Below are 25367 nucleotides of genomic sequence, written 5' to 3' on the forward strand. Positions count from 1 at the left end.
ATGGTTGCCAATAATTTCAAATAAACACACGATTCAGCATATCGGAAACAGTGGAGTAGGCGAGTTATGCATCTGCATATTTTGGGTATTTGCGGCACTTTTATGGGGTCATTGGCACTTTTAGCCCGCGATCTTGGGCATACCGTTACAGGGTCAGACCAAAATGTTTACCCGCCCATGTCAACTCAACTGGAAAATGCAGGCATTACTTTGATGCAAGGCTATGACCGTAGCCATTTACAGCCACATCCCGATTTGGTGATTGTCGGTAATGCCATGAAACGCGGCATTGATGCTGTTGAATACATGCTGAATGCGGGCTTACCGTATATTTCGGGCCCACAGTTTCTAGCAGATCATGTTTTGCAAGGTAAACATGTCCTCGGTGTTGCAGGGACTCATGGTAAAACTACCACCACGACCATGCTAGCGTGGGTACTGGATCAGGCAGGTTTAAATCCAGGTTTCCTGATTGGTGGTGTGCCGTTAGGTTTTAGTCAAAGTGCGCGTTTGGGCGGTGGCAAATACTTCTGTGTCGAAGCCGATGAATACGATTCGGCATTTTTCGACAAGCGTTCCAAGTTCGTGCATTACCACCCAAAAACTGCAATTTTAAATAACCTTGAATTTGACCATGCCGATATTTTTGATGATTTGGCCGCGATTCAAAAGCAGTTCCATCACTTAGTCCGTACCATTCCAAGTGAAGGACGTATCATTGCGCCAATCACCGAGACCAATATTGATACTGTACTGGACATGGGCTGCTGGACACCTGTGGTGCGTACCAGCCTTGCAGCCAATGAGCAAGCCGAGCTTTCTGCCGAACTGATTTCAGCCGATGGTAGTCATTTTAAAGTACTGCAACATGGTGAATTGAAAGCTGAAGTACAATGGAACATGACAGGACAGCATAGTGTTGCCAATGCTTTAGCCACCATTGCTGCTGCGGAACATGTCGGTGTCTCGATTGAACAAGCCTGTGCAGCATTGTCTTGTTTTGGCGGGGTCAAGCGCCGTATGGAACTACTCGATACGGTACAGGGTATCGAAGTTTATGATGACTTTGCCCATCACCCAACAGCGATTGAAACCACACTGGACGGCGCACGCAAGCGTTTGGGCGAACGTAAACTCTGGGCAATTATTGAACCACGTTCCAACACCATGCGTATGGGCAGTCATAAAGATCAACTGGCTCAGTCTGCACGTTTAGCCGATGCAGTGATCTGGTATCAACCTGAAGGTCTGGACTGGGATTTACAGCCTGTAGTGGATGCTGCACCAAACCATGCTGTTGTTGCACGTTCTTTAGAACAAATCATTGCCACAATTTGTCAGCAAGCAGGTGAGGGCGATGCAGTGGTCATTATGTCAAATGGTGGTTTTGGCGGGTTGCACCAAAAACTGATTGCGGCTTTAAAAGCCAAATAATCCACAATATTTTGAGTCAAAAGCAGGATCTCAAGATGCTGCTTTTGGCTGATGAGCTATCAAATCTATACGTAGTGCATCATCATTAAAAATTACAAAACTGTAACTTTTCTATTTCTTTCTCTTAAGGTCATGTCTTTATCATAGCGCAATTTAATTTGAGGCCTGATATATGAGCATGTCTCTAGAAGCGCTCAATTTAGCGTGGTTCGCGAAAATCAATGCACCGCAACATGCCAGTAATACCATGATTGATCTGGCAATTTTTATTGCCAATGATACGTTTTATTTACTCATTTTATTTTTACTGTTTTTATGGTTTTTAGGCGATCAAGCGCTCAAAGAGCGCGCGTTTAAAGCGGTATTTTTTACAGCAATTGCACTTGGTACTGGTTTTATTATTTCCCAGTTTTACTTCCATCCAAGACCTTTCATGATCGGTGTTGGACATACTTTTATTGAGCATGCACCAGATGCGTCTTTTCCAAGTGATCACATGCTGATTTTTAGCACGATTGCATTGTCCTACTGGTTTTCTGGACGTAAGTTTGCGGGCAGTTTATTGTTAGTACTGGCTGCTTTAGTGGCGTGGTCACGGGTGTATTTAGGTGTACATTTCCCAATGGACATGCTCGGTGCCTTTTGTATCGCACTCATGGTCAATATTTTCGGAATTTGGTTATGGAAAATGATTGGAGAACGCATCCTACAGTTCATTACCCAACTCTACCAAATTGTCTGCAAACCATTGCTCAATCGAGGCTGGGTGAAATAACCTGATGCATCCTTCAAGGTTTTCAAAATAAAAAAGCAAGGCACTGACTCTCCCAATCAGCGCCTTGCTTTTTTCTGGATTTTTTCTTTTTAATCTAAAATATCAAAATGACAAAATCGTTTCAGTCGTATGACAATTTATTGAAAGATTTCAATCTAAAACAATATAGGTATTTTCAAAATGATTCTCTTTGAAATTACCCTGTACCAGATGGACGGCATAGCCATCGATTAAATCTAAAGCCAGACACTCATCAATATCAATCACAGCATCGGTATGGGCTTTATGCCAGTGCTGTTCAATGTGTAATTTACCTTGCTGTCGGGCATCGGCAGGGCTCATTCCCGCGACCACAACATAGCGATGAAATTCACCAAATTCACCTGTCAGATATGCCCCGAGATTGATCAGATAGAGTTTTAACTGGCTACGCATCGGCTTAGAGTAAGGCACGATTTCAACCCGATAATTCACTCCTTGGTACTGCACCCCACGAATACACATCCATGCATCAATATGCAAACCCTGAGGTACACCAAACCAGCGTTGCTTCAACTGTGGATAACTTTTTTCAAGCTGGGGATAAATCACGGGGATAATATCATGGACTTCGACGCGTGCCTGTGCGTGCTTTCCACCCAGCAACACAATAAATAATTGTTGTTCTGTCATGATTTCATCCCTTACATGTCGATACTGCGTACAAATTGCACATCGAGAAAAACTATGGCATGCTACTCAAACATTAGGATGAATAAAGTTCAATCCCTAATGCAAAATTAAGTTTGACAAGGGGAGTAGCCTCCTCCAAACGTAGCAATTGCATCATAGCAAAATGTTATGTGTCAGGTATCGTCAATACACTTTGCAAAAAGTCGGTATCTGAGCACCATGCCCTGTATGGTGTAGGCAAGACCTTGATCATGTTGACACAGATGTTTTTTCATCTGGCAGCAGGTCAAGGTTTTTTTATGTAAGAAAACGAGACAGCCGCCAGATGATGAGGAGAATAACTCATGCAATCTATTGGTAGTCTCGGACTCTATCTGGCATTTTTTGGCATTGTGGCCATTATGCTGATGATTGATTTTATCGGCTTTAAAAACAACAAATCTGACCATGTTCCTCTCAGGCAGGCAGCCTACTGGAGTATCGCGTGGGTGTCGGTGGCCATACTGTTTGCAGGCGGGTTATGGCTGTACTTAGAGCAGACTACTTCTGTAGCGATCGCCAATCAAAAAACTCTAGAATACCTTTCAGGTTACTTACTGGAAAAATCGCTCGCAATTGACAATGTCTTTGTCTGGTTGATGATTTTCTCGGCATTTGCCATTCCACCGACACTGCAACGCAAAGTGCTGCTCTACGGCGTACTGGGTGCGATTGTATTGCGTACTGTATTTATTTTTATTGGTGCATGGCTGGTGCAAGAGTTTGCATGGATTCTCTATATCTTTGGTGCATTTTTGGTTTATACAGGCTTTAAATTCCTCAAAGGACAAGATGAAGATGCCAACATTGAAGACATGCGCTTACTCAAGTGGCTCCGTAAGCACGTTCCAATTACCTCAACGCTACGTGACAATCACTTTGTAGTTTATGAACAAGGTAAACGCTGGATCACGCCATTATTTGTAGTGCTGATTCTGGTTGAGTTTTCCGATGTGATTTTTGCAGTCGATTCCATTCCTGCAATTTTCGCCGTCACCAGTGATCCATTTATTGTACTGAGTGCAAACCTGATGGCGATTCTGGGTTTACGCGCCATGTTTTTCCTGCTGGCAGGTGCAGCAGAGAAAATGCATTATTTACCCTACGGCTTGGGGATTATCCTGTTATTTATTGGGGGCAAAATGCTGCTGCTCGATGTAATACACTTACCAATCTGGATTTCACTAGGTTTTATCGTTTTAGTGCTCGCAATCACCGCATTACTATCACTACGTCATGAGAAACAGATCAAAGTAGGCTCTTAATTTTAATCGGGCGATCAGGTGAATTTCATCTTATTGCCCCATAAATCTAATTGAAATGGAACAATTTTTGCTTCAATAAAAGGCTTAAAAGCCCAATTTTCAGGGTCGCAACAATTCCCATTTTTGATGACACTATAATCAGGTTTTCAAGTTATTGTACAAATGCGTTACAATCACTCGAAAAAAGTAAAAAGCAGGTTTTCCATGTCAAATTGTTCTCCTATCAGCGTCATTCGTGGTCGTTTCTTAGATATCCAACAACTGGTTCAACACCCATCTGAAATTGCTGAACAAGTTCGTTATCTAGAAGATGGCGTGCTGATCAGTGAGCATGGAAAAATCAAATGGTTTGGCACGTGGCAAGATGCCCAAGCGCACTTACCGAAACAGGTCGAAATTCAGCATTACCCTGAACAATTAATTGTGCCAGGTTTTATCGACACGCACATTCACTATCCACAAACCGAAATGGTCGGTGCATACGGCGAACAGCTTTTAAGTTGGTTAAACACCTATACATTCCCAACCGAACTACAGTTTAAAGATCGTAATTATGCCGAGCATATTGCGCATTTCTTTATTCAGGAATTACTCAAAAACGGCACCACCACGGCACTGGTTTTTTGTACCGTGCATCCCGAATCCGTCAATGCCTTGTTTGAAGCAGCTGCCAATTTCAATATGCGCCTGATTGCAGGCAAGGTGATGATGGATCGCCATGCACCTGATGATCTGTGCGATACCGCAGACAGCAGTTATCAGGACTCCAAAGCCTTAATCGAGAAATGGCATGGGCAGGGGCGTGCGCTATATGCGATTACGCCACGCTTTGCACCAACGTCAACACCAGAACAACTGGAAAAAGCAGGGCAGTTAAAACAGGAATTCCCTGATGTCTATGTGCATACGCATTTGAGTGAAAACAAGGATGAAATCGCATGGGTAAAATCGCTGTTTCCTGAACGTCAGGGATATCTGGATGTTTATCATCATTATGGCTTGACAGGTCAGCGTTCGGTGTTTGCGCATTGCGTGCATCTGGAAGATGAAGAATGGAACCGCATGCATGACACAGACTCTGCAATTGCGTTTTGCCCAACCTCAAATCTGTTCTTGGGCAGCGGTTTATTCCCACTGAATAAAACATGGGAAAAACAGGTCAAAGTCGGACTCGGCACAGACATTGGTGCAGGAACATCCTTCAGTCAGCTACAAACACTGAATGAAGCCTACAAAGTTCAGCAGCTACAAGGCAACAAACTCTCAGCATTTGAATCGCTCTATCATGCCACACTAGGTGGAGCAAAAGCGCTGGATTTACAGGATAAACTCGGCAATTTTAACATCGGTAAAGAAGCTGACTTTGTGGTACTGGACTTAAATGCCACAGCATTACAAAGTCTGCGCCAGTCTCGCGCCAAATCGATTGAAGACAGTTTATTTGCACTCTTTACCATGGGAGATGACCGCAGTATCCATGCAACTTACGTGTACGGACAACGTAAATTTAGCAAATAAAACTGGATTTTTAGATCGATTTTTTTAATAAAATCAAACACAAAAATCAGCCGCTTACATTTTGTTGGGCAAGAACAGATGCAGGAAACCTGAAATTGTTTTAAAATTTTGGCATTAACTCATGAATTCGAGGTGTTGCAGGTCAACACCTTTTTTCTTTTTACATACTGATGTTTTTAGGTAGCTGTCCATGACTGTGCAATTGAGCGTAATGATTTCTGAAGCGGCTATTCAAGCCAAAGTCAAAGAGCTAGGTGAACAGATCAATGCTCACTATGCCCATAGTGATAAAGAACTGGTATTGATTGGACTCCTACGTGGTTCCGTCATTTTTATGGCAGATTTGTGCCGTCAAATTTCCAAAGCACATGAGCTCGACTTTATGACGGTTTCTAGCTACGGTGGCGGAACAGTCTCATCACGCGATGTGAAAATTCTCAAAGATCTTGATGGTGAAATTCGCGGTAAAGATGTGCTTGTGGTTGAAGACATTATCGACTCAGGCAATACCTTAAGCAAAGTGCTAGAAATATTGCAAACTCGTACTCCGAACTCGATTCAACTCTGTACCTTGGTCAGCAAACCTTCACGCCGTGAAATTGAGCTTGATGTGAAGTTTTTGGGCTTTGAAGTCGAAGATAAATTTATTGTTGGTTATGGTTTAGACTATGATCAAAAATATCGCCACTTACCATTTATTGGTGAAATTGGTCTGTAAGCTTGAAAATCAAAAAGTGGTGCAGGACACCACTTTTTTTATAACAAAATATAACGAGAATTCGCAATAATCTGCTATTTCCTGTCATATTGATCTTGCACACTATTTTTATAGTATTGATATAACAAAATGAAGGAGCAACAGCATGTGGCATCTGATTGTTGTGATTATTATTGGTTTTATTGCGGGTTTGATTGCACGTGCTTTATATCCTGGCAATGACCAAGCGGGCTTTATTGTCACCACCTTGTTAGGCATTGCAGGTTCAGTCATCGCCACTTATGGTGGACGCATGCTCGGTTTTTATGGCGCACACTCATCGGCAGGGTTTATTGCCTCAGTAATTGGTGCGATTGTCATTTTAATTATTTATAACTTTATCCGTAAAAATACCTAAAAGCCAAAACGGACATAACATAGCGCCCGTGAGTGCTATGTTATTTTATTATGTATGACTTATAAGCCATTTTGCTGCCAAAATGCCTGAATCTGCTCAGCAGACGTATAACCTAACGCACGATAACCGTTGGCAAAAATAAGCCCAGGTGTGCCTTCAATTTTGAGTTTTTGACCCAACTGCAAATTACGCTGAATCGGATTGGCACAAGTCGAGCTTGCTGTTGGCATTAAGCCACGCCCCATCAAATTATCCCAGGCATAGTTACGGTTTGGACTACACCAGACTTGTTTTGATGGAACAATCGATTGTGGACGAATCGGATACAAGAAACGATAGATCGTCACATTATTGAGTTTATCGAGTTCTTTTTCCAGTTTTTTGCAATAAGGACAATTCGGATCAACAAAAATTGCCAGTTGATGCTGCCCGTTGCCTTTAACCTGTTTTAATGCGTCTTGTAAGGGAAGGCTACGCCAGTCCACCTGATTGTTTTGTATGACTAAATTCTGAGTCAGGTTTTTCTGGTCTTTGAGGCGAATCATGCTCCCGAGCATGACGTGCTGTCCAGCTTCATCTAAATATACAATTTGTTTATCCAGAGTCGCACTATAAATACCATGCACTTCAGTCGCTGCGATATTCTGAAAATTCAGATTGGGATATTGGCGCTTGAGCTGGCTATTTAAACTGGCAACATCAGCAACGGCAAGACTCGAACAACACCAAGCCAACAGTAAAAGACTCAATTTTTTCATTGTAAATAAACACCCTCAAGAAAAGCTGATTTTAACGGATCAGCTTTTCTTGCGTATGCTTGCTTGCACAACAAAGCGTTGTAAATTTGTCAGCAGGTTTCACGTGGAACATGACTATATTTTTGGATTAATTTCCACTGAAATATGCACGATTTCTTCATGGATCGATAAAGCTTCACGAATTTCATCTGCACTCACATTCTGCATGGTTTCCAAAGCCAAAATACAGGAAAATTTACCTTTACCCACTTTCCATACATGTAAATCGGTAATCTCAAGATGCTCGCCTAACTGTTCGATCACTTCTACAATTTCATCTACGACAGGATGATCCATTTCAGCATCAAGCAACGTTCTTCCTGTTTCCTTGAGCAATCCCCAAGACCATTTTGCCACCAAAACTGCACCGACGATCCCCAGTAAGGCATCTAAAAAATTCCAGCCAAAATACTTGCCTGCAAGTAGCGCCAGAATCGCAAATATAGACGTAATCGCATCTGCTACCACATGTATAAATGCTGCTTTTTGGTTCAGATCATGATGATGGTCATGTCCATGTTCATCTTCATGATGATGGTGATGAGTATGATGGTGATGATTCGGATCGTCATGCAGTAACCAGGCACAAATCAAGTTGACCAAAAGCCCAATAACGGCAATTAAAATCGCTTCGTTATAATGAATCTGTACAGGTGAGAGTAGGCGCTCAACCGACTGAAATGCCATCAGTAAAGCCACGACCATCAATAAAATTGCGCTGCTATACCCCGAAAGAATTTCAATTTTCCATGTCCCAAAACTAAAGCGATGATCGCGAGAGTAATGTCGGGCAGCACGATAGGCAACATACGCGAGCCCCAAAGCCAGCATGTGTGAACTCATATGCCAGCCATCAGCCAAAAGCGCCATCGAATTAAAAATCCATCCGCCAGCGACTTCAAAAACCATCATGATTCCAGTTAGAATCGTTGCCCATAAAATACGTTTCTGAGCCAATGGATTTCCTTCATCAAACTGGTGATGGTGGGATCGATTTGAATCTATACGTTGCATTTCAGGATTACTCAAATATACTCCCCCATAGTATATTTCTTTTTTTCGAGTTCGGATATGAGCCATCTTCACCAAGATAAGAAAATATTGAATCGCGTCAAACGTCTGAAAGGACAAATCCACAGTGTGGAACAGCATCTTGAAGCAGGAGACAGTAACTGCATTGAGGTGTTACAGCAGGTTGCAGCCATTAAAGGTGCAATCAATGGTTTGATGAATGAACTGATTGAAGAGCATCTGCGCCATCACGTTTTGGCTGAAGCGACTGCTGTGAATGAAACTGAACTAGAAGAATTTTTAAAATTATTAAAACGCTACGGCTAGAGATTGCGATCTCAATATCCTAAAAATGCATGTTTTTTTATAGCGAATGCTGAATACACTCTAATTGTTCTATTTTTAAAACAATATGTACTTTTTTTAACATTTATTAATATTTTTACAACCCATATGATCGCACAATATTTAATCAACATGTTGGAGTTGCATCATGGTCTCAATACGTTATCTGGACTTTGGCTCAGCCAAATCGCTTGTTTTACTGCTTGCTCGCGTTTTCTTAATCACGTTATTCCTGATCTTTGGTTTCAGCAAATTAACAGGCTTTGAAGGTACGGTTCAGTACATGAACATGCTTCATGCACCACTGCCAACTCTATCTGCAATGATTGCTGTTGTGGCTGAAGCCTTTTTGGGGTTATTGATTCTAATTGGTTTCTATACACGCCCAATTGCTGTGCTTTTAGCGCTGTATACACTGGGAACTGCCATGATTGGGCATGCTTACTGGCACACCACTGGCGACATGATGCAAGATTTGAATACAAAAATTCATTTCTTTAAAAACATGAGTATTGTGGGTGGTTTCTTATTACTGGCGATTGCGGGTCCTGGTGCAATTTCAGTCGATAAAAAATAAAAATTAATGCAAAAAAAAGCTGCCAAATGGGCAGCTTTTTTGATTATTTTCCGATACAAAACGACCCGAAGATTTTTCCAAGCAAATCATCCGCACTAAACTCACCCGTGATTTCACTGAGCGCATTTTGTGCAAGGCGTAGGGACTCGGCAACTAGTTCACCTGCATGAAAATCGACAAGCTGTACACGTGCCTCTGCCAGATACTGCTGTGTGCGCTTCATTGCGTCCAAATGGCGTGTTCGTGCAATAAAGGTATCTTCCTCAGGATGAAAGCCTGCATGCGCTGTAATCGCGTCTATGAGCCCCTGAACCCCCATTTCCTGCTTCGCTGACACTGTAATATGACGAAAGCCCTGATATTCACCAATCTCAGGTGTAGCATCGACCAAATCACATTTATTGGCAATCAGCATCAGGCGACGTGGCTCTAAATGTTCTGCAAAATAGTGCTGCGCAAGCTGCAATGGTTCTTCACCTTGACTCAAGTCATACACCAGCAAGAGCAAATCTGCTTGTTCAATCTCTTTAATGGCACGGCGAATCCCTTCTTTTTCCACAATATCGCCCGTTTCCCGTAAACCAGCGGTATCGGTAAGAGTAATTGGCAGACCATTGAGGCTGAGTTTTTCATGCAAGACATCACGGGTTGTGCCTGCAATGTCCGTGACAATCGCGCGCTCAACCCCTGCCAAGGCATTCAGTAAACTGGACTTGCCAGCGTTGGGTTTACCCGCAATCACCACCTGCAAGCCTTCACGTAACAGTTGCCCCTGACGTGCTGATTGCTGTACCGATTGTACCGAGCGTTGTACATCATCTAGCAATCCCAAAATCTTGCCATCAGCCAGAAAATCAATTTCTTCTTCAGGGAAATCAATCGCAGCTTCAACATGCAAACGCAAGTGAATCAGTTTTTCCAAAACTGTATTCACCTTATTGGAAAAAGCACCTTGCAATGAGCGTACCGCAGAACGTGCAGCCGCTTGGGAAGTCGCATCAATCAGGTCGGCAATCGCTTCTGCCTGTACCAAATCCAGCTTGCCATTTTCAAAGGCACGCATGGAAAATTCACCTGCTTTGGCTGCGGTTGCTCCAAGTTCAAGCAAACGTGCAAGCAGGGCATTTTGAATGACGGGACCGCCATGACCTTGCAGCTCCACCACATCTTCACCAGTAAAAGAGTTTGGATTTGGGAAGCACAGCACCAGCCCTTCATCCATCACTTCACCCTGAGCATCGTAAAATTGGCGAAAACCAGCCATACGGGCTTGGGGTAAGGCTTTTTGACTAATGGCTTGTGCAATGGCATAAGCTTTAGGGCCTGACAGCCGAATGACACCGACACCACCACGACCTGGCGGCGTTGCGATTGCAGCAATGGTGGTTGGGTTTTGCATAGCACACACCTAAATTTATCAATATTCAGTCAAAGAAAAATCCGCCTAAGCGTATCATCTTAGGCGGATTTATTCAGCAGTTGTCTGCTTGGCTCAGGCGAGATTAAGTACCCGCTTGAGTTTCACGCTGTTTTTTCACACTTTGTGCAATAAACCACTGCTGTAAAATGGTAATACTGTTGTTCACAATCCAGTACAACACTAGACCTGCAGGGAAGAACAGCATAAATACCGTAAAGATAATCGGCATTAAGCGGAAGACTTTGGCTTGCATCGGGTCAGCAGGTTGAGGGTTCAACATTTGCTGTGCAAACATGGTTCCACCCATGATTAACGGCAAGATAAACCATGGATCCATTGCAGATAAGTCGGTGATCCAACCTAACCACGGTGCATGACGCAACTCAACACTTTCCATCAATACCCAGTACAATGCCAAGAAAATCGGCATTTGCATGAACAATGGCAAGCAGCCTGAAAGCGGGTTAACCCCTTCGCGTTTGTAAAGAGCCATCATTTCTTGAGAGAAACGCATACGGTCTTCACCAAACTCTTCTTTCATGCGTTGCATTTCAGGCGCAATCACACGCATTTTTGCCATTGAGCGATAGCTTTTTGCAGACAGCGGCCACAAAATCATTTTCACTACAACAGTCAAAAGAATAATTGACCAGCCCCAGTTGCCCAAGAATTTATGGAATGTTTCCAAACCAAGGAACAACAGTTTTGCAATTGGCCACAACCAACCATAATCTACAGTTTGGTTTAAACCGACTGCCAAATCTTTCAGCTCAGACTGAACTTTAGGTCCTGAATAGAAGGTCGCGTTCACTTCCATTTTAGTCCCAGCAGGCACAGTAATGGCAGGTGAAGTGAATCCAATAATATTCATTGATTCGCCAGCTCTACGAGATTGTAGAGTTGCGGTATATGGCTGTCCGTTGGCTTGAGTCAGTTTTAATGACCCAGGAATCCACGCACTGACAAAGTAGTGCTGAACCACAGCCACCCAACCACCTTTGGCCTGAACATTGAGCTTGTCATCATTAAAGTTGGCAAATTTCAACTTGTTGTAATGCTGATCTGGCGTACCCCAAGCACCACCAAGATAAGTTCCTAACTGGAAAATACCCTGACTTGACTTACCTGGATCGACAGAGTCATCACGTTTAATTTGACCAAAGAATTGACCTTGCCAGTTTTGCTGGCTGCGGTTCATGACCTGATAACCGACTTCAATTGGGTAATCACCCTGTTTGAAGGTAAAAGTCTTAACAATCTCGACACCATTGGCAGTTTTATACACCATTGGTACAGTTAAGACTTTTGCAGTTTTGCCGTTTTCAGTCACAGTTTTCGCATCATTTAAGGTATAGCTGTTTTTCTCTACCTCAAAATCAGGACGACCATTTGCACTGCTGTCTGGTCCATTGGCACCAATTAAACCAGATTGTGCGACATATGTACGTTTGTTATCGCTCTCAAGCATGACAAAAGGCTGGTTACTACCTTTACTTTCATCATGTGCAAGCAGTTCAAGACGCACAATATCACCACCTTTTGGTGTAATCCAAAGGCGATATAAATCTGTTTGTACAGTAATCAAATGCTGGCTGACTGGTGCAGCAGTCGTGTTTGCTGGTGCAGCAGCATTTGCCTGTGGCATATCTGTAGATGCTGTATTTTGACTATTTGGCAAATCTGCAGACACATCACGCGATACGACAGCAGTATTTTGCTGCTGCGGTGCGCTCGTGGTGTGTCCATAGTCTTTTTGCCAAGCCAAAATGAGCAAATAAGCGGTAACCAACATGGCACCGATAATCGCAAACCTGGCCCATTGTTGCATAGCTATGACCCCAAGTAGTTAGAGTGATTTTGGTTCAAGAAACGTTCACGAAAGGGTACAGTAACATGAAGCGTTTGAGAATCGATTTGCTGAAAGGAAATAAAACGGATCGCCTTTGCAGGTACAGGATCATATCCTGAACCTCCCCAAGGATGACAACGGCAGACACGACAAGTTGCTAGCCATACTCCATGTACAGCACCATGCGTTTGCAAAGCTTCTAACGCATATTGAGAACAGGTAGGAATATAGCGACAACGTGGTCCAAGCAAAGGACTAATCGCAATCTGATAAAGACGTACCAACCAATGCAGGATACGAACCATTGGCCATCTCTACTTTTGTGGGGAAATAGACGTATTATTCTGGCGCTTATGTACCAAGCGATTGAGTTTTTGCCAAGCAAATTTTAATTGCTGGTGCAATTCAGCATTTGAAATATCTTCTATGCCTATTTTAGGCATAACAACAATATCCAACGAGGCAATAGCCTGTTGGTTCAAGCGAAAACTTTCGCGAGCGATCCGTTTTATTCGATTTCTTTCGTGTGCACGACGTACTTTCTTTTTAGCTACAACAATTCCAAGGCGACTCGTCTGTTCGCTTGGCTTTGCCAAAAAAAGAAAATGGGGTTGATGCACTTTAAAAAGCGCACCATCGAACACATTCTTGTAATCTGCAGCACAGCGTATACGAACGTCTGTGCTGAAACTATAACGTGTCATACACCCAAGTCGATGAAGCGTTAACTTTGAATTATACAGTTAAGCTATGACGACCTTTTGCACGGCGACGAGCTAAAACTTGACGACCAGCTTTAGTTGCCATACGAGCACGGAAACCATGAACGCGTTTACGCTTTAATTCAGATGGTTGGAATGTACGTTTCATACAGAAACTCCAAAAATTGATCTATCTATAAAGGTTCGCGATTTTATTGTGCATTTAGCGTACTGTCAATCAAAAAGCTGTTTTTTACGCGATTTCTTACATATTTCCCTATATGACAGGCTTAATTTGACAGTATTTAAAAAAAATACTGTCTTTTTGCTTTGTATAATTTGAATTTAAACTGAGATTTATCCACTCAATTATTCTCAAAGTTATCAACAACCCTTCTACGAGTTCTTTTTTAAATTTGAATTTAAATTCAAAAAATCACACTTATCCACAAAAATTATCCACGTTATTAATTAAATTTAATAATTAAAATTTAAATTTATTATTATTAGTGTTGATATTTTCTGTGGATAATCAATTTTTTTAAATAAAAAACAGCATTTTACTTTGTGGATATTATTGTTGTTATCTTTTTTATAGAATGTGGATAACTTTTTGTGTTATTTTATCCACAGCTTGTGTATAAACTTATCCACAAGAGTTGTGGGAGACTTTTTCCACATTGAAATGCTATTTTTTATTCGGATCTGTGGATTTTTCTATGACAGATGTGGATAACTTAGTTAGAATAACCACCCCCTGCAAATGAAGTGCAGGGCATCTTTTTCTTTGAGTCGGTACATAGGGGAATCACATGCTTTGGACGGACTGCTTAACTCGCTTGCGACAAGAGCTCTCTGATAATGTCTTTGCGATGTGGATTCGACCATTGGTTGCTGAAGAGCATGAGCATACATTACGTTTATATGCGCCTAATCCATACTGGACACGTTATATTCAGGAACATCACCTGGAGCTGATTTCAATTTTGGCAGAGCAGCTTTCTGAAGGTCGTATTCGCCATGTTGAGATTATGGTGGATTCTCGCCCTGGTGCAATCTTAAAAGCCAGTGAGCAACCAGCAACGACAGTGTCGGCACTAGAAACACCTGCACCAAGTATAGCCAAAAAGGAAAAAGAACCTGAAATTCCCTCTATTGCACAACCTGTTGCTGCAAAACTCAGTAAAAAGCGTCAGTTAAACCCGTTATTTACATTTTCTTTGTTTGTCGAAGGCCGTTCAAATCAAATGGCAGCTGAAACTTGCCGTAAGGTTCTGACACAATTGGGTGCTTCTCAGCACAATCCTTTATTTTTGTATGGCCCGACAGGTTTGGGTAAAACACATTTGATGCAAGCGGTTGGCAATGCTTTGCTACAAGCCAAGCCAAATGCCCGTGTCATGTATATGACTGCAGAAAGTTTTGTTCAGGACTTTGTCAGTTCCTTACAAAAAGGCAAGGTTGAAGAGTTTAAGAAAAACTGTCGTTCTTTGGACTTGTTATTGGTCGATGATATTCACTTGTTGGCAGGGAAAGAAGCCAGCTTAGTTGAGTTTTTTTATACGTTTAATGCACTTTTGGACGAATCAAAACAGATAATTTTAACCTCCGATCGTTATCCGAAAGAATTGACCGAGCTTGATCCACGTCTGGTTTCACGTTTTTCTTGGGGATTATCTGTGGGTGTTGAGCCTCCTGATATTGAAACCCGTATCGAAATCTTACTCAAAAAAGCAGAAAGCACAGGTGTTGATTTACCTCGTAACTGTGCGTTATTTATTGCTCAGCAAGTGGTTGCTAATGTACGTGAACTGGAAGGCGCATTAAATAAAGTGGTGGCTATTTCGCGTTTTAAAGGTTCTGCAATTGATCTGGATGTTGTGCGAGAGTCTTTAAAAGATGTTTTGGCAATTCGTGCACGTACCATTAGCACTGAAAATATTCAGCGTGTGGTGAGTGAGTATTTTCGTATTCCACTCAAGGAATTAATTGGACCAAAGCGTACGCGTATTTATGCACGTCCTCGCCAGTTAGCGATGGGTCTGGCGCGTGAACTGACAGGCGATAGCTTTCCTGAAATCGGTATGGCATTTGGCGGGCGTGATCATAGTACCGTGATGCATGCTTGTGAAAAAGTACAAAGCTTGCGCGAAGAAGATCCAATTTTTGACGAAGATTATAAAAATTTAACCCGCTTGTTACAGAGTTAAAATCCCAAGTTTATTGAAGAGAAAAAGTCGAGTTGCAATGTGTCAACTTCTGCCGCATAGTACTCGACTCAAGCCCTATTTGTCTAAAAAGATACCTGTTAGAGGAATGCATTGTGCGTTTAAAAATCGCGAAAGAGAGTCTGTTAAATGTGCTATCTCATGTTGTTGGGGTGGTAGAGCGTCGACATACTTTAAACATTTTATCTAATGTCAAAATTCAAGCTTCTGCACAAGCATTGACCATTACAGGGTCGGATTTAGAAGTTGAATTGGTGGCAAGTATGCCGTTTGCAGAAGGGGCATGTTTACAAGCAGGTGAAACGACAGTTCCTGCACGTAAACTGATGGATATCTGCAAATCTTTACCAAGCGCAGCGCTGATTGATTTACAAATTACCGAAGACCAGCGCTGTATTTTAAAGTCAGGTAATAGTCGTTTTGTTTTGGGTACATTACCCGCAGAAGATTATCCGTTATTGACCACTGAAAACACGCAAGGTACCCAAGTTCAGGTCACTCAGCGTGAACTGAAACGCCTGTTTGAAAAAACTTCTTTTGCAATGGCCGTACAGGATGTTCGTTTTTATTTGACAGGAACATTGCTTGAGATTGATCAAAATCAACTTCGTGCAGTCACAACCGATGGTCACCGTTTGGCGCTTTGTGAAACTTCTGCGGCATCAACGGCTGCTCAGCCTTTACAGGCGATTGTTCCACGTAAAGCTGTAGGTGAGTTACAACGTTTATTAACGATCGAAGATCAACCGTTAACTTTGGTGATTGGTCGTGAGTTATTGAACGTGACGATTCAGGTGCCAAACCGTGACAAAGAGCAGGGCAATGTCACTGTACGTTTCACGACAAAATTAATCGATGGAAAATTCCCTGACTATCGTCGTGTGATTCCGCGTGGTGGCGACAAGCATGTCGTGATTGCGCATGATGTGTTTAAACAGTCTTTGCAGCGTGTAGCAATTTTAAGTAATGAAAAATTACGTGGTGTATTCTTAAATTTCTATACCGATACGTTGCAGCTGCGTGCCAATAACCCTGAACAAGATGAAGCCAGTGAAGACTTGGTGATTCAGTATGCAGATGAAGCACTGGAAATGTCATTTAATGCGCAGTATTTACTGGATGTATTAAGTGTCTTGGATGGTGATGATGTGACCATGACCATGACTGAAGCGAACCAATCTGTTCTGGTTCAAGATCCTACTCACGCTGACCAAACCTATGTGGTCATGCCAATGCGTGTCTAATCCCAAGCTTATGCATATTACGCGTTTAAGTATCGAACGTGTGCGTAACATTAAAATGGCTGCATTGCCTTGCTTGCAGCCATTTAATGTTTTTTATGGCAAGAATGGCTCAGGTAAAACCTCGGTTTTAGAAGCGATTCATTTGCTCGCGACAGGGCGTTCCTTTCGAACACATCTTCCTAAAAACTATATTCAGCATGAACAAAGTCATGCCTTGATTTTTGCCCAAGCAGGGCAAGATAAAATTGGCATTCAAAAAATGACTTCAGGCGAACAGGTGATTAAGGTTAATGGAGATAGCATTGCCACTCAGGGACAACTCGCCAAATTATTGCCACTTCAACTGATCGAACCACAAAGTACCGATATTATTGATCATGGGGCAAAGCCCAGACGACAGTTGTTGGACTGGCTGATGTTCCACGTGGAACCTGATTTTTATACAACATGGCAGGCCTATACCCGAGCCTTAAAACAGCGCAATAGTTTGTTAAAAGCCCAGCGACAACTGACCTTGCTTGATCTTGAGCCGTGGAACAGGTTGCTTGGTGAATATGGGGAAATTCTGCATCATCAACGTGCCAGTATTGTGCAACGCTGGAATACTTTTTTTCAGCAGGATATTCAGTATCTGTTGCCTGATGTCGAGATCCGTCTGGAATACAGTGCGGGTTTTCATGAGAAAGAAGGTTTGCTGCAACAACTGGTTTTGGCGCATGAAAAAGACAAAGACCGACGCTATACCGAATATGGGCCACATCGGGCAGATTTACGTTTAAAAACAGCTTTGGGTGATGCGGATACCGTACTGTCTCGGGGACAGAAAAAACTGCTGATCATGGCACTAAAGCTGTCACAGATTGCAATGCTGCATGCGAGCAATAAGGAAACTGTGGTATTATTAGATGATTTGACGGCAGAGCTCGATTATGCTGCCCAACGACGTTTACTTGAACGTTTAAGCCAACTGGGTAGTCAAGTTTTTTTGACAACTTTGGATCATGAGTTGGTACAAAAACATTTACATGATCTATCTATTTTTTATCAATTATTCAATGTAGACAACGGTGAGATTCATCGGATTCACGCTGATCAACAGCATGCTGAATCAGCCGTTCACAATGACTAGGGAGAAAACATGAGTTCAGAGACTCAATCTGCTTCTCAAACAGAACAAACCAATGAAAAGGCTTATGATTCCTCTAGCATTAAGGTTTTACGAGGTTTAGACGCTGTACGTAAACGCCCTGGGATGTACATTGGGGATACTGATGATGGTACAGGTTTGCACCACATGGTATTTGAGGTGGTCGATAACGCGATTGATGAAGCTTTGGCTGGTCATTGTGACGAAATTATCGTTACCATTCATGAAGATGAATCGGTGAGTGTGTCTGACAATGGTCGTGGTATTCCAACGGATATTCACCCGGAAGAAGGTGTTTCTGCTGCAGAAGTTATTTTAACGATTCTGCATGCTGGCGGTAAATTTGACGACAATAGTTATAAAGTTTCAGGTGGTTTGCACGGTGTAGGTGTTTCGGTTGTTAATGCTTTATCGAGCAAATTGCAATTGAAAATTTACCGTGCAGGTCAGGTTCACGAACAAGAATATCAACATGGTGATCCACAGTATCCACTGCGTGTGATTGGTACGACAGACAAAACAGGTACCGTTGTGCGTTTCTGGCCGAGTGCAGAAACCTTTAGCCAAACTATTTTTAATGTCGATATTTTGGCACGCCGCTTACGCGAGCTTTCTTTTTTGAATGCAGGCGTACGGATTGTTTTACGTGACGAACGAATTAACTTTGAGCATGTCTATGACTATGAAGGTGGTTTGTCTGAGTTTGTAAAATACATCAATCAAGGCAAAAACCATCTGAATGAAATTTTCCATTTCACTACAGAAACGGATAGTGGTATTGCGGTTGAAGTGGCATTGCAGTGGAATGATTCTTATCAGGAAAATGTGCGCTGTTTTACCAACAACATTCCACAAAAGGATGGTGGTACGCATTTAGCTGGTTTCCGTGCAGCACTGACACGTGGTTTAAATAACTATCTTGAAAGTGAAAATATTCTCAAAAAAGAAAAAGTGGCTGTTACTGGTGATGATGCCCGCGAAGGCTTGACTGCGATTGTTTCAGTGAAAGTGCCTGATCCAAAATTTTCTTCACAGACCAAAGAAAAATTGGTGTCGAGTGAAGTCAAACCTGCGGTTGAGCAGGCGATGAATAAAGAGTTTTCAGCGTATTTGCTGGAAAATCCGCAAGCAGCAAAATCGATTGCAGGCAAAATCATTGATGCAGCGCGTGCGCGTGACGCAGCCCGTAAAGCCCGTGAAATGACCCGTCGTAAAAGCGCGCTCGATATTGCAGGTTTACCAGGTAAACTTGCAGACTGTCAGGAAAAAGATCCTGCATTGTCTGAACTATATCTGGTCGAAGGTGATTCGGCAGGTGGTAGTGCAAAACAGGGGCGTAACCGTAAAATGCAGGCGATTTTGCCACTAAAAGGTAAAATCCTGAACGTAGAACGCGCCCGTTTTGACAAAATGATTTCTTCGGCGGAAGTTGGCACGCTGATTACCGCATTAGGTTGTGGTATCGGGCGTGAAGAATATAATCCAGACAAACTGCGTTACCATAAAATTATCATCATGACCGATGCTGACGTCGATGGTTCACATATTCGTACTTTGTTGTTGACGTTCTTCTTCCGTCAAATGCCTGAACTGGTTGAACGTGGTTATATTTATATTGCTCAGCCGCCTTTGTATAAACTGAAAAAAGGTAAGCAAGAACAATATATTAAAGACAATGATGCTTTGGAAACTTATTTGATTTCCAATGCAATTGATGAGTTGTCTTTACATATTAGTGCCGAAGCTCCTGCAATTGCTGGCGAAGCTTTAGCAAAAGTGATTCAAGATTATCAGGTATCACAAAAGAGTTTGCATCGTTTAACTCAACGTTACCCTGCGAGTTTGCTGGATGGTTTATTGGCAGTTGAAGCCTTTAAATCTGAACGAAATGTCGAGCAAGATTATGTACAGACATGGGCTGAACATTTGCAGGCAGAAATCATCAAGCTCCAACCAAGCCTTCGTCCAGAAGTTTCATTGGAAAGCTTTGAGGTCGAAAGCATTGATGGAACCAAAGTAACGCATTACTGGCCACGTATTACGGTGTATGTGCATAATTTGCCGCATGCTTATTTGCTTGATTCAGGTTTATTGAACTCAGCCGAATATGCACGTTTGTTAAAGAACTCAAAAAGCTGGTTTAACTTGCTGGAAGAGGGTGCTTATTTACAAAAAGGTGAGCGTTGTATTTTGGTCAATACGTTCCATCAAGTATGGCAACATATCTTGCAGGACTCACGCCGCGGCATGATGATTCAGCGCTATAAAGGTCTTGGTGAGATGAATGCTGAACAGCTTTGGGAAACCACGATGGATCCTGAAAACCGTCATATGTTGCAAGTGACCATTGATGATGCAATTGAAGCGGATCGGATGTTTTCGTGCTTAATGGGTGATGATGTTGAACCGCGTCGTGCCTTTATTGAAGAAAATGCGCTCAATGCAGATATTGATGCTTAATTGAATTGGTATTGAAACAAAGAGCATCCTTCGGGATGCTTTTTTATTCGGGTAACATCCATAAAAAGGTTGCTCCGCCTAAATAGCCCGCAGATAACAGTAAACTGACCCATAGTAAAGCGCCTAACAGGTTATAGATCATAAACGGAGTATAGGGCATGCCACTTGAGCCAGCTGCAAATGGTGCAAATGAACGTACAAATGGAACGAACCGAGCCATCACAATAGTTTTGCCGCCATGGCGTCGAAAAAACAGGTCTGTCTTGGTGAGATACTCTTGTTTTACATAACAAAAGCGGCAATTTAAAATACGTGAACTAAAATATAGCCCGGTATAGTAATTGATGATATAGCCCAATGTTGTAGAAAAAAACAGCACCAGAATCATATAAATGAGATGTTCACTACCCACCGTAGCACAAAGCGCGCCAATACTGATCAGTAGACTATCCCCTGGCAAAAATGCCATGAAGATACAGCCTGTTTCAAAAAAAATAATAAGAAAAATAATTACATAAAGCCATAAACCATATTCTTGCAATAGTGCTGGTAGCGCTTGCTCAAGGCTGAATAGGAAATCAAAAAAGTGCATTATAAGCTGAGTCCAAGGTATTATGTTTATGGTTGATAAGCATAAATAAACTTATGATTTGGATATTGCACACAGTAAAACTAGAAATGGTCTAAATTTGACTGAGTAATCTGCTCTATGAATTATGGATAACTCAAAACTTATCCACAGTTATTTACGATTTCCCCTCAGTTATCAACAGTGATAATTCACAATATCATATTCTATACTGACTAGAATTTAGACTGTATTTGATTGAAGATCAACGTATTAGAAGGTATTTTTTAATTTCCTTCTTATATTTCACTGAATATTGGTTAGTGAATACAATCAATAAATGTCACTAAATTACATTTTTATTGACCGTAACTGTTCAAATTAACCAACAACTGACGGTAATCATCGCTGGTTTAATTAAACGATTGTGATCACAAAAAAGCAAGTTCACAGAATGCTGTTGTTCATGTGAAGTATGCGCCAGAAAAATCAAAGCTCAGTCCTAAGACCGAGCTTTGTATTTCATTAACCTTCAAATGAACTTTCAAGCTCTTCAAGTTCCATCATTAACTCAAGTATTTGTTCTTCCACGTGTTCAAGCTGCTGTTTAAGGTCGGTTTGCTCATTCATCAGTTTGAGCAAATCATCTTTACGATTGGCATCATAAAGACTTGAATCAGCCAATTTTTCTTCAATCATGGCCAAACGAGGCTGTAATTTTTCAACTTTAGCTTCAGCATTTTCGATATTTTTACGAATCGGGCGGGTCAGATCGCGGCGGCGAGCAGCTTCTTTACGTTGTGCTTCTTTATCCGTTTTTGAAATTGCAGGCTTTTCTTCCACCAAGGATTGAACAGGTGCGCTCGGCTGTTGCCCATTTTTCATGATGTCCAGACGGGCTTGACGTAACCAGTCGGCATAAGCCGCCAGATCACCTTCAAACTCTTTGCTACGTCCCGCATGAACCAAAATCAGCTCATCACAGACACTCGCGATCAGTTGGCGTTCATGCGATACCAGTACCACAGCACCTTCAAAGTCTTGCAAAGCCATGGTTAAGGCATGACGCATATCCAAATCTAAATGGTTGGTTGGCTCATCCAGAATCAACACATTTGGGCGTTTCCAGACGATCAGCGCCAAGGCCAGACGTGCACGCTCACCACCCGAAAAGCTCTCGGAAGGTGTGTCCATACGTTCACCACTAAAGCCGAAACTGCCCAAGAAGGAACGTAAAGTCGCTTCGCTGATTTTAGGATCAGCAATACGCGCGAGTTGCAGCATCGGGCTGGCATTACCATCTAACGCATCCATCTGGTGCTGGGCAAAGTAGCCAATATTGAGTAATTCTGAAGCCTTACGATGACCACGCAGTAATGGCAAATCACCCACCAGTGATTTGATCAGGGTCGATTTACCAGCACCATTCATGCCCAATAAACCAATGCGACTGGTCGGGGTAATCTGTAAATTGACGTTGGTGACAATCAGTTTATCTCCATAGCCAATATCAGCATGCTCCAGTTCCAGTAACGGTGAACTCATCTTGGTCGGTTCACGGAAGCTGAAGGTAAATGGGGTATCCACATGCGCGGCAGAAAGCTCCTGCATGCGTTCCAGTTGTTTGATACGGCTTTGTGCTTGTTTGGCTTTGGTGGCTTGTGCTTTAAAGCGGTCAATATATTTTTGCAAATGTGCACGAGTTTCGAGCTGCTTTTCGTAAGCCTGTTGCTGCTGGGCAAGGCGTTCGCTACGGGTACGCTCAAAGGTTGAATAATTGCCTGTATATAAAGTCAGTTCCTGATTTTCGATATGCAGAATATGATCGGTAATGGCATCGAGGAAATCACGGTCATGCGAAATCAGCACCAACGTTCCTGCATAGGCTTTGAGCCAGTCTTCCAGCCATAAAATCGCATCCAGATCCAAGTGGTTGGTCGGTTCGTCCAGCAACAGCAAATCAGAACGGCTCATCAGGGTACGTGCCAGATTCAAGCGCATCCGCCATCCACCCGAGAAACTTGCCACACTCAGCTCGGACTGATGTTCAAAAAAGCCCAAACCCGCCATCAGTTGAGAGGCTTTGGCTGGCGCCGAATAACCGTTAATTTCATCAAAACGGCCATATAGATGCGCCAGATCATCGTTACTGAGCTGATCAGGGTGGTCGAGTTTGTTTTGAATGTCCCAATATTCTTCATCGCCTGAAAGCACAAAATCAATGGCTTTCATGTCCAGCGCTTCAATTTCCTGTGCCATATGCGCCACAGTCCAGACATTTGGACGAGTTAAAGAACCACCATCTGATTCCATCCCACCGAGTAAGGCTGAAAAAAGAGTTGATTTCCCTGCGCCATTGACCCCAGTTAAACCTATTTTCCAACCAGGATGCAGTTGCATCGAGGCTTTTTGAAATAACACGCGTCCACCGCGACGTAAGCTAAGTTGGTCAAGTTGAATCATAAAAGTTTTAACTGGGTAGCAATTTGTGCTTATTCTAATCAGGAATCCTGATAAAACCAAATTGCCATGTTAAAATTGAGTAAATTGCTAGGAATTGAATTTTTCCAACAGCAGCCCCATTTTGAATATGCTATGATTGCGCAAATTGTCTTCAGACAAAACGAAATTGATGTGAGGAATGCCCACGATGAGTACTCAAGCTTTAGTGCTTACAGATAATGCTGCGAACAAAGTCCGCCAACTTCGTGACAGTGAAGGCAACCAAGAGTTGATGTTGCGTGTGTATGTGACGGGTGGTGGCTGTTCTGGTTTTTCTTACGGCTTTAACTTTGCTGAAAATGCCAATGAAGATGATGCTGCTTTTGAAAATGGCGATGTCAAAATGTTGGTCGATTCTTTGAGTTATCAATATTTAGTTGGCTCAGTGGTTGACTATGTGGAAGGTCTGGAAGGTTCGCGTTTTATTGTGCAGAACCCGAATGCAACAACAACCTGTGGTTGTGGTTCATCATTCTCGATTTGATTCGCACATAAAAAAAGCCCTGCCATAGTAGATGAGCAGGGCTTTTTTTATGTTTTGGAAAATAGCACTAAACTGCGGTGATACTGCCCAAAATACGCAGACCACGCGCGCCTGTCACCGCAGGCAAGTTGCCACTGAGCTGTTTCACAAAACGCATGGCTAACCAGGCAAATGCCGTGGCTTCAACCCACGTTGGTGATAAACCGAGTACATCGGTGGTTTGTACTGCCCAGTGATGTTTGCGTAAACGCCAGCGCAACTGCTCTAAAATATGTGAATTATAAGCACCGCCACCACAGACATAAACTTCGCCATTTTCAAGTCCTGAACGGTAAATGGCTTTTTGAATGGCACGCACTGTGAGTTTGGCTAAAGTCGCCTGAATGTTTTCAGGAGTATCTTCAAGTTCATTATACAAAATGTCGTTACGCCAATCGCTGAGCTGTTGATCTAGCCACTCGAGGTTGAAGTCTTCACGTCCCGTACTTTTGGGTGGCTCTTTGGAGAAAAACTCATGTGCATAGAGCCGATCCATTAAAGAACGGATTGGTGTGCCGTAGGCTGCCCAGTCACCATTATCATCATAAGGATGGCCTGTATAACGCTCGCACCATGCGTCCATTAAAATGTTGGCAGGGCCTGTATCGAAACCATAGACCTTTTCAGGTTGATTGGCAGGTAAAATACTGACATTGGCAATGCCGCCTAAATTTAAAATCACCCGATCAATCGCGGCATGTTGAAATAGTGCCTGATGAAATGCGGGAACCAAAGGCGCACCTTGTCCACCTGCTGCCATATCGCGGCGGCGAAAATCTGAAACCACAGGAATCTGGGTGAGTTCGGTAATAATATTGGGATCGCCAATCTGTAAGGTAAAACCGTGTTCGGGACGATGACGAATGGTTTGTCCATGTGAGCCAATCGCTTTGATTTTACTGCGATCGATCTGATTTTTTTCAATCAGTTGGTTAATGCCATGTCCAATCATGCTGGCAAGTGCAACATCGGCTTTACCCATCCGATCAATTTCATTGTCGTCAGGTAACGTCAGTGCCATGAGCTGATCTTGTAAATCAGGATCAAAGGGCACAGTAAGTGTTGCATGAAGCTGTAATGGGTCAAATGAGGCGGCTACGATGTCGACACCGTCCATACTTGTTCCCGTCATCACTCCAATATAGATGTCTGACATGAGCAACAAAGCCTGCAATAT

The 25367-nt window shown here is 42.6% G+C and carries 23 protein-coding genes and 1 pseudogene; 13 read left to right on the forward strand and 11 right to left on the reverse strand.

From position 1 onward, the window contains the following. Positions 1-66 precede the first annotated feature (66 nt). Together mpl and P255_RS13050 are read left to right on the forward strand one after the other, a co-directional pair. Positions 67-1434, forward strand: coding sequence for a UDP-N-acetylmuramate:L-alanyl-gamma-D-glutamyl-meso-diaminopimelate ligase (gene mpl, locus P255_RS13045; protein WP_004902942.1), 1368 nt, complete (start codon positions 67-69; stop codon positions 1432-1434). 178 nt (positions 1435-1612) lie between these two features. Continuing rightward, on the forward strand, positions 1613-2209 hold the full coding sequence (locus P255_RS13050; protein ID WP_035365593.1) for an undecaprenyl-diphosphatase: 597 nt from the start codon (positions 1613-1615) through the stop codon (positions 2207-2209). A gap of 150 nt (positions 2210-2359) precedes the next feature. Here the strand turns inward: P255_RS13050 and P255_RS13055 are convergent, their stop codons facing one another. Then, positions 2360-2881 carry a DUF1543 domain-containing protein gene (locus P255_RS13055; protein WP_004902946.1) on the reverse strand — a complete coding sequence of 174 codons (522 nt, stop codon included), beginning with the start codon at positions 2879-2881 and terminating at the stop codon, positions 2360-2362. 344 nt (positions 2882-3225) lie between these two features. Here P255_RS13055 and P255_RS13060 point away from each other — a divergent pair, with 344 nt between their 5' ends. From P255_RS13060 to P255_RS13075, 4 genes are all read left to right on the forward strand, one after another. Next, entirely contained in the window at positions 3226-4185 is a 960-nt protein-coding gene (locus tag P255_RS13060) for a TerC family protein (protein WP_004902947.1), read from the forward strand. A 204-nt stretch (positions 4186-4389) separates the two neighbouring features. Then, positions 4390-5703, forward strand: a complete 1314-nt coding sequence (gene guaD, locus P255_RS13065) for a guanine deaminase (RefSeq protein WP_004902948.1) — start codon at positions 4390-4392, stop codon at positions 5701-5703. Between the two features lie 190 nt (positions 5704-5893). After that, complete coding sequence (gene hpt, locus P255_RS13070) at positions 5894-6421, forward strand: hypoxanthine phosphoribosyltransferase (protein ID WP_004902949.1); 528 nt, start codon at positions 5894-5896, stop codon at positions 6419-6421. A 145-nt stretch (positions 6422-6566) separates the two neighbouring features. Further along, positions 6567-6818: a GlsB/YeaQ/YmgE family stress response membrane protein gene (locus tag P255_RS13075; protein ID WP_004749237.1), complete on the forward strand. Its 252-nt coding sequence runs from the start codon at positions 6567-6569 to the stop codon at positions 6816-6818. Between the two features lie 59 nt (positions 6819-6877). Here the strand turns inward: P255_RS13075 and P255_RS13080 are convergent, their stop codons facing one another. Both P255_RS13080 and dmeF read right to left on the reverse strand, forming a co-directional pair. Continuing rightward, entirely contained in the window at positions 6878-7576 is a 699-nt protein-coding gene (locus tag P255_RS13080; protein ID WP_004902950.1) for a DsbC family protein, read from the reverse strand. Between the two features lie 89 nt (positions 7577-7665). Beyond that, positions 7666-8629, reverse strand: a pseudogene (gene dmeF / locus P255_RS13085) (CDF family Co(II)/Ni(II) efflux transporter DmeF). A 57-nt stretch (positions 8630-8686) separates the two neighbouring features. On the opposite strand from dmeF, the gene P255_RS13090 reads away from it, so the two are divergent. Then, positions 8687-8953, forward strand: a complete 267-nt coding sequence (locus tag P255_RS13090) for a metal/formaldehyde-sensitive transcriptional repressor (RefSeq protein WP_004902953.1) — start codon at positions 8687-8689, stop codon at positions 8951-8953. A 166-nt stretch (positions 8954-9119) separates the two neighbouring features. Next, positions 9120-9548 carry a DoxX family protein gene (locus P255_RS13095; protein ID WP_004902954.1) on the forward strand — a complete coding sequence of 143 codons (429 nt, stop codon included), beginning with the start codon at positions 9120-9122 and terminating at the stop codon, positions 9546-9548. Between the two features lie 43 nt (positions 9549-9591). Here the strand turns inward: P255_RS13095 and mnmE are convergent, their stop codons facing one another. From mnmE to rpmH, 5 genes are all read right to left on the reverse strand, one after another. Beyond that, positions 9592-10947 carry a tRNA uridine-5-carboxymethylaminomethyl(34) synthesis GTPase MnmE gene (gene mnmE, locus P255_RS13100; RefSeq protein WP_004902956.1) on the reverse strand — a complete coding sequence of 452 codons (1356 nt, stop codon included), beginning with the start codon at positions 10945-10947 and terminating at the stop codon, positions 9592-9594. Between the two features lie 103 nt (positions 10948-11050). Further along, the gene (gene yidC, locus P255_RS13105) at positions 11051-12796 is read right to left on the reverse strand and encodes a membrane protein insertase YidC (protein ID WP_004902957.1); all 1746 of its coding nucleotides are present in this window, start codon (positions 12794-12796) and stop codon (positions 11051-11053) included. A gap of 2 nt (positions 12797-12798) precedes the next feature. Next, the gene (gene yidD / locus P255_RS13110) at positions 12799-13122 is read right to left on the reverse strand and encodes a membrane protein insertion efficiency factor YidD (protein WP_004749229.1); all 324 of its coding nucleotides are present in this window, start codon (positions 13120-13122) and stop codon (positions 12799-12801) included. Between the two features lie 9 nt (positions 13123-13131). Further along, entirely contained in the window at positions 13132-13521 is a 390-nt protein-coding gene (gene rnpA, locus P255_RS13115) for a ribonuclease P protein component (RefSeq protein ID WP_004902960.1), read from the reverse strand. A gap of 31 nt (positions 13522-13552) precedes the next feature. After that, positions 13553-13687: a 50S ribosomal protein L34 gene (rpmH, locus tag P255_RS13120; RefSeq protein ID WP_000831329.1), complete on the reverse strand. Its 135-nt coding sequence runs from the start codon at positions 13685-13687 to the stop codon at positions 13553-13555. A 643-nt stretch (positions 13688-14330) separates the two neighbouring features. On the opposite strand from rpmH, the gene dnaA reads away from it, so the two are divergent. From dnaA to gyrB, 4 genes are all read left to right on the forward strand, one after another. After that, positions 14331-15728 (forward strand): chromosomal replication initiator protein DnaA, encoded by a 1398-nt coding sequence (gene dnaA, locus P255_RS13125; RefSeq protein ID WP_004902965.1) that lies wholly within the window; start codon positions 14331-14333, stop codon positions 15726-15728. Positions 15729-15841: 113 nt separating this feature from the next. Further along, positions 15842-16990, forward strand: coding sequence for a DNA polymerase III subunit beta (dnaN, locus tag P255_RS13130; RefSeq protein WP_004902968.1), 1149 nt, complete (start codon positions 15842-15844; stop codon positions 16988-16990). A gap of 10 nt (positions 16991-17000) precedes the next feature. Beyond that, the gene (gene recF / locus P255_RS13135) at positions 17001-18119 is read left to right on the forward strand and encodes a DNA replication/repair protein RecF (RefSeq protein ID WP_004902970.1); all 1119 of its coding nucleotides are present in this window, start codon (positions 17001-17003) and stop codon (positions 18117-18119) included. Between the two features lie 9 nt (positions 18120-18128). Further along, positions 18129-20597: a DNA topoisomerase (ATP-hydrolyzing) subunit B gene (gene gyrB, locus P255_RS13140; RefSeq protein ID WP_004902971.1), complete on the forward strand. Its 2469-nt coding sequence runs from the start codon at positions 18129-18131 to the stop codon at positions 20595-20597. 43 nt (positions 20598-20640) lie between these two features. On the opposite strand, the gene P255_RS13145 is transcribed toward gyrB, so the two are convergent. Together P255_RS13145 and P255_RS13150 are read right to left on the reverse strand one after the other, a co-directional pair. Continuing rightward, positions 20641-21189, reverse strand: coding sequence for a VTT domain-containing protein (locus P255_RS13145; protein WP_004902973.1), 549 nt, complete (start codon positions 21187-21189; stop codon positions 20641-20643). 501 nt (positions 21190-21690) lie between these two features. After that, on the reverse strand, positions 21691-23628 hold the full coding sequence (locus tag P255_RS13150) for an ATP-binding cassette domain-containing protein (RefSeq protein WP_004902975.1): 1938 nt from the start codon (positions 23626-23628) through the stop codon (positions 21691-21693). Between the two features lie 187 nt (positions 23629-23815). On the opposite strand from P255_RS13150, the gene erpA reads away from it, so the two are divergent. After that, positions 23816-24151, forward strand: coding sequence for an iron-sulfur cluster insertion protein ErpA (gene erpA, locus P255_RS13155; RefSeq protein WP_004749220.1), 336 nt, complete (start codon positions 23816-23818; stop codon positions 24149-24151). Positions 24152-24218: 67 nt separating this feature from the next. Here the strand turns inward: erpA and P255_RS13160 are convergent, their stop codons facing one another. Continuing rightward, positions 24219-25346, reverse strand: a complete 1128-nt coding sequence (locus P255_RS13160) for an anhydro-N-acetylmuramic acid kinase (RefSeq protein ID WP_004749219.1) — start codon at positions 25344-25346, stop codon at positions 24219-24221. Positions 25347-25367: the final 21 nt, after the last annotated feature.

It is taken from the genome of Acinetobacter brisouii CIP 110357, from assembly GCF_000488275.1.
GTDB classification, from domain to species: Bacteria; Pseudomonadota; Gammaproteobacteria; order Pseudomonadales; family Moraxellaceae; genus Acinetobacter; species Acinetobacter brisouii.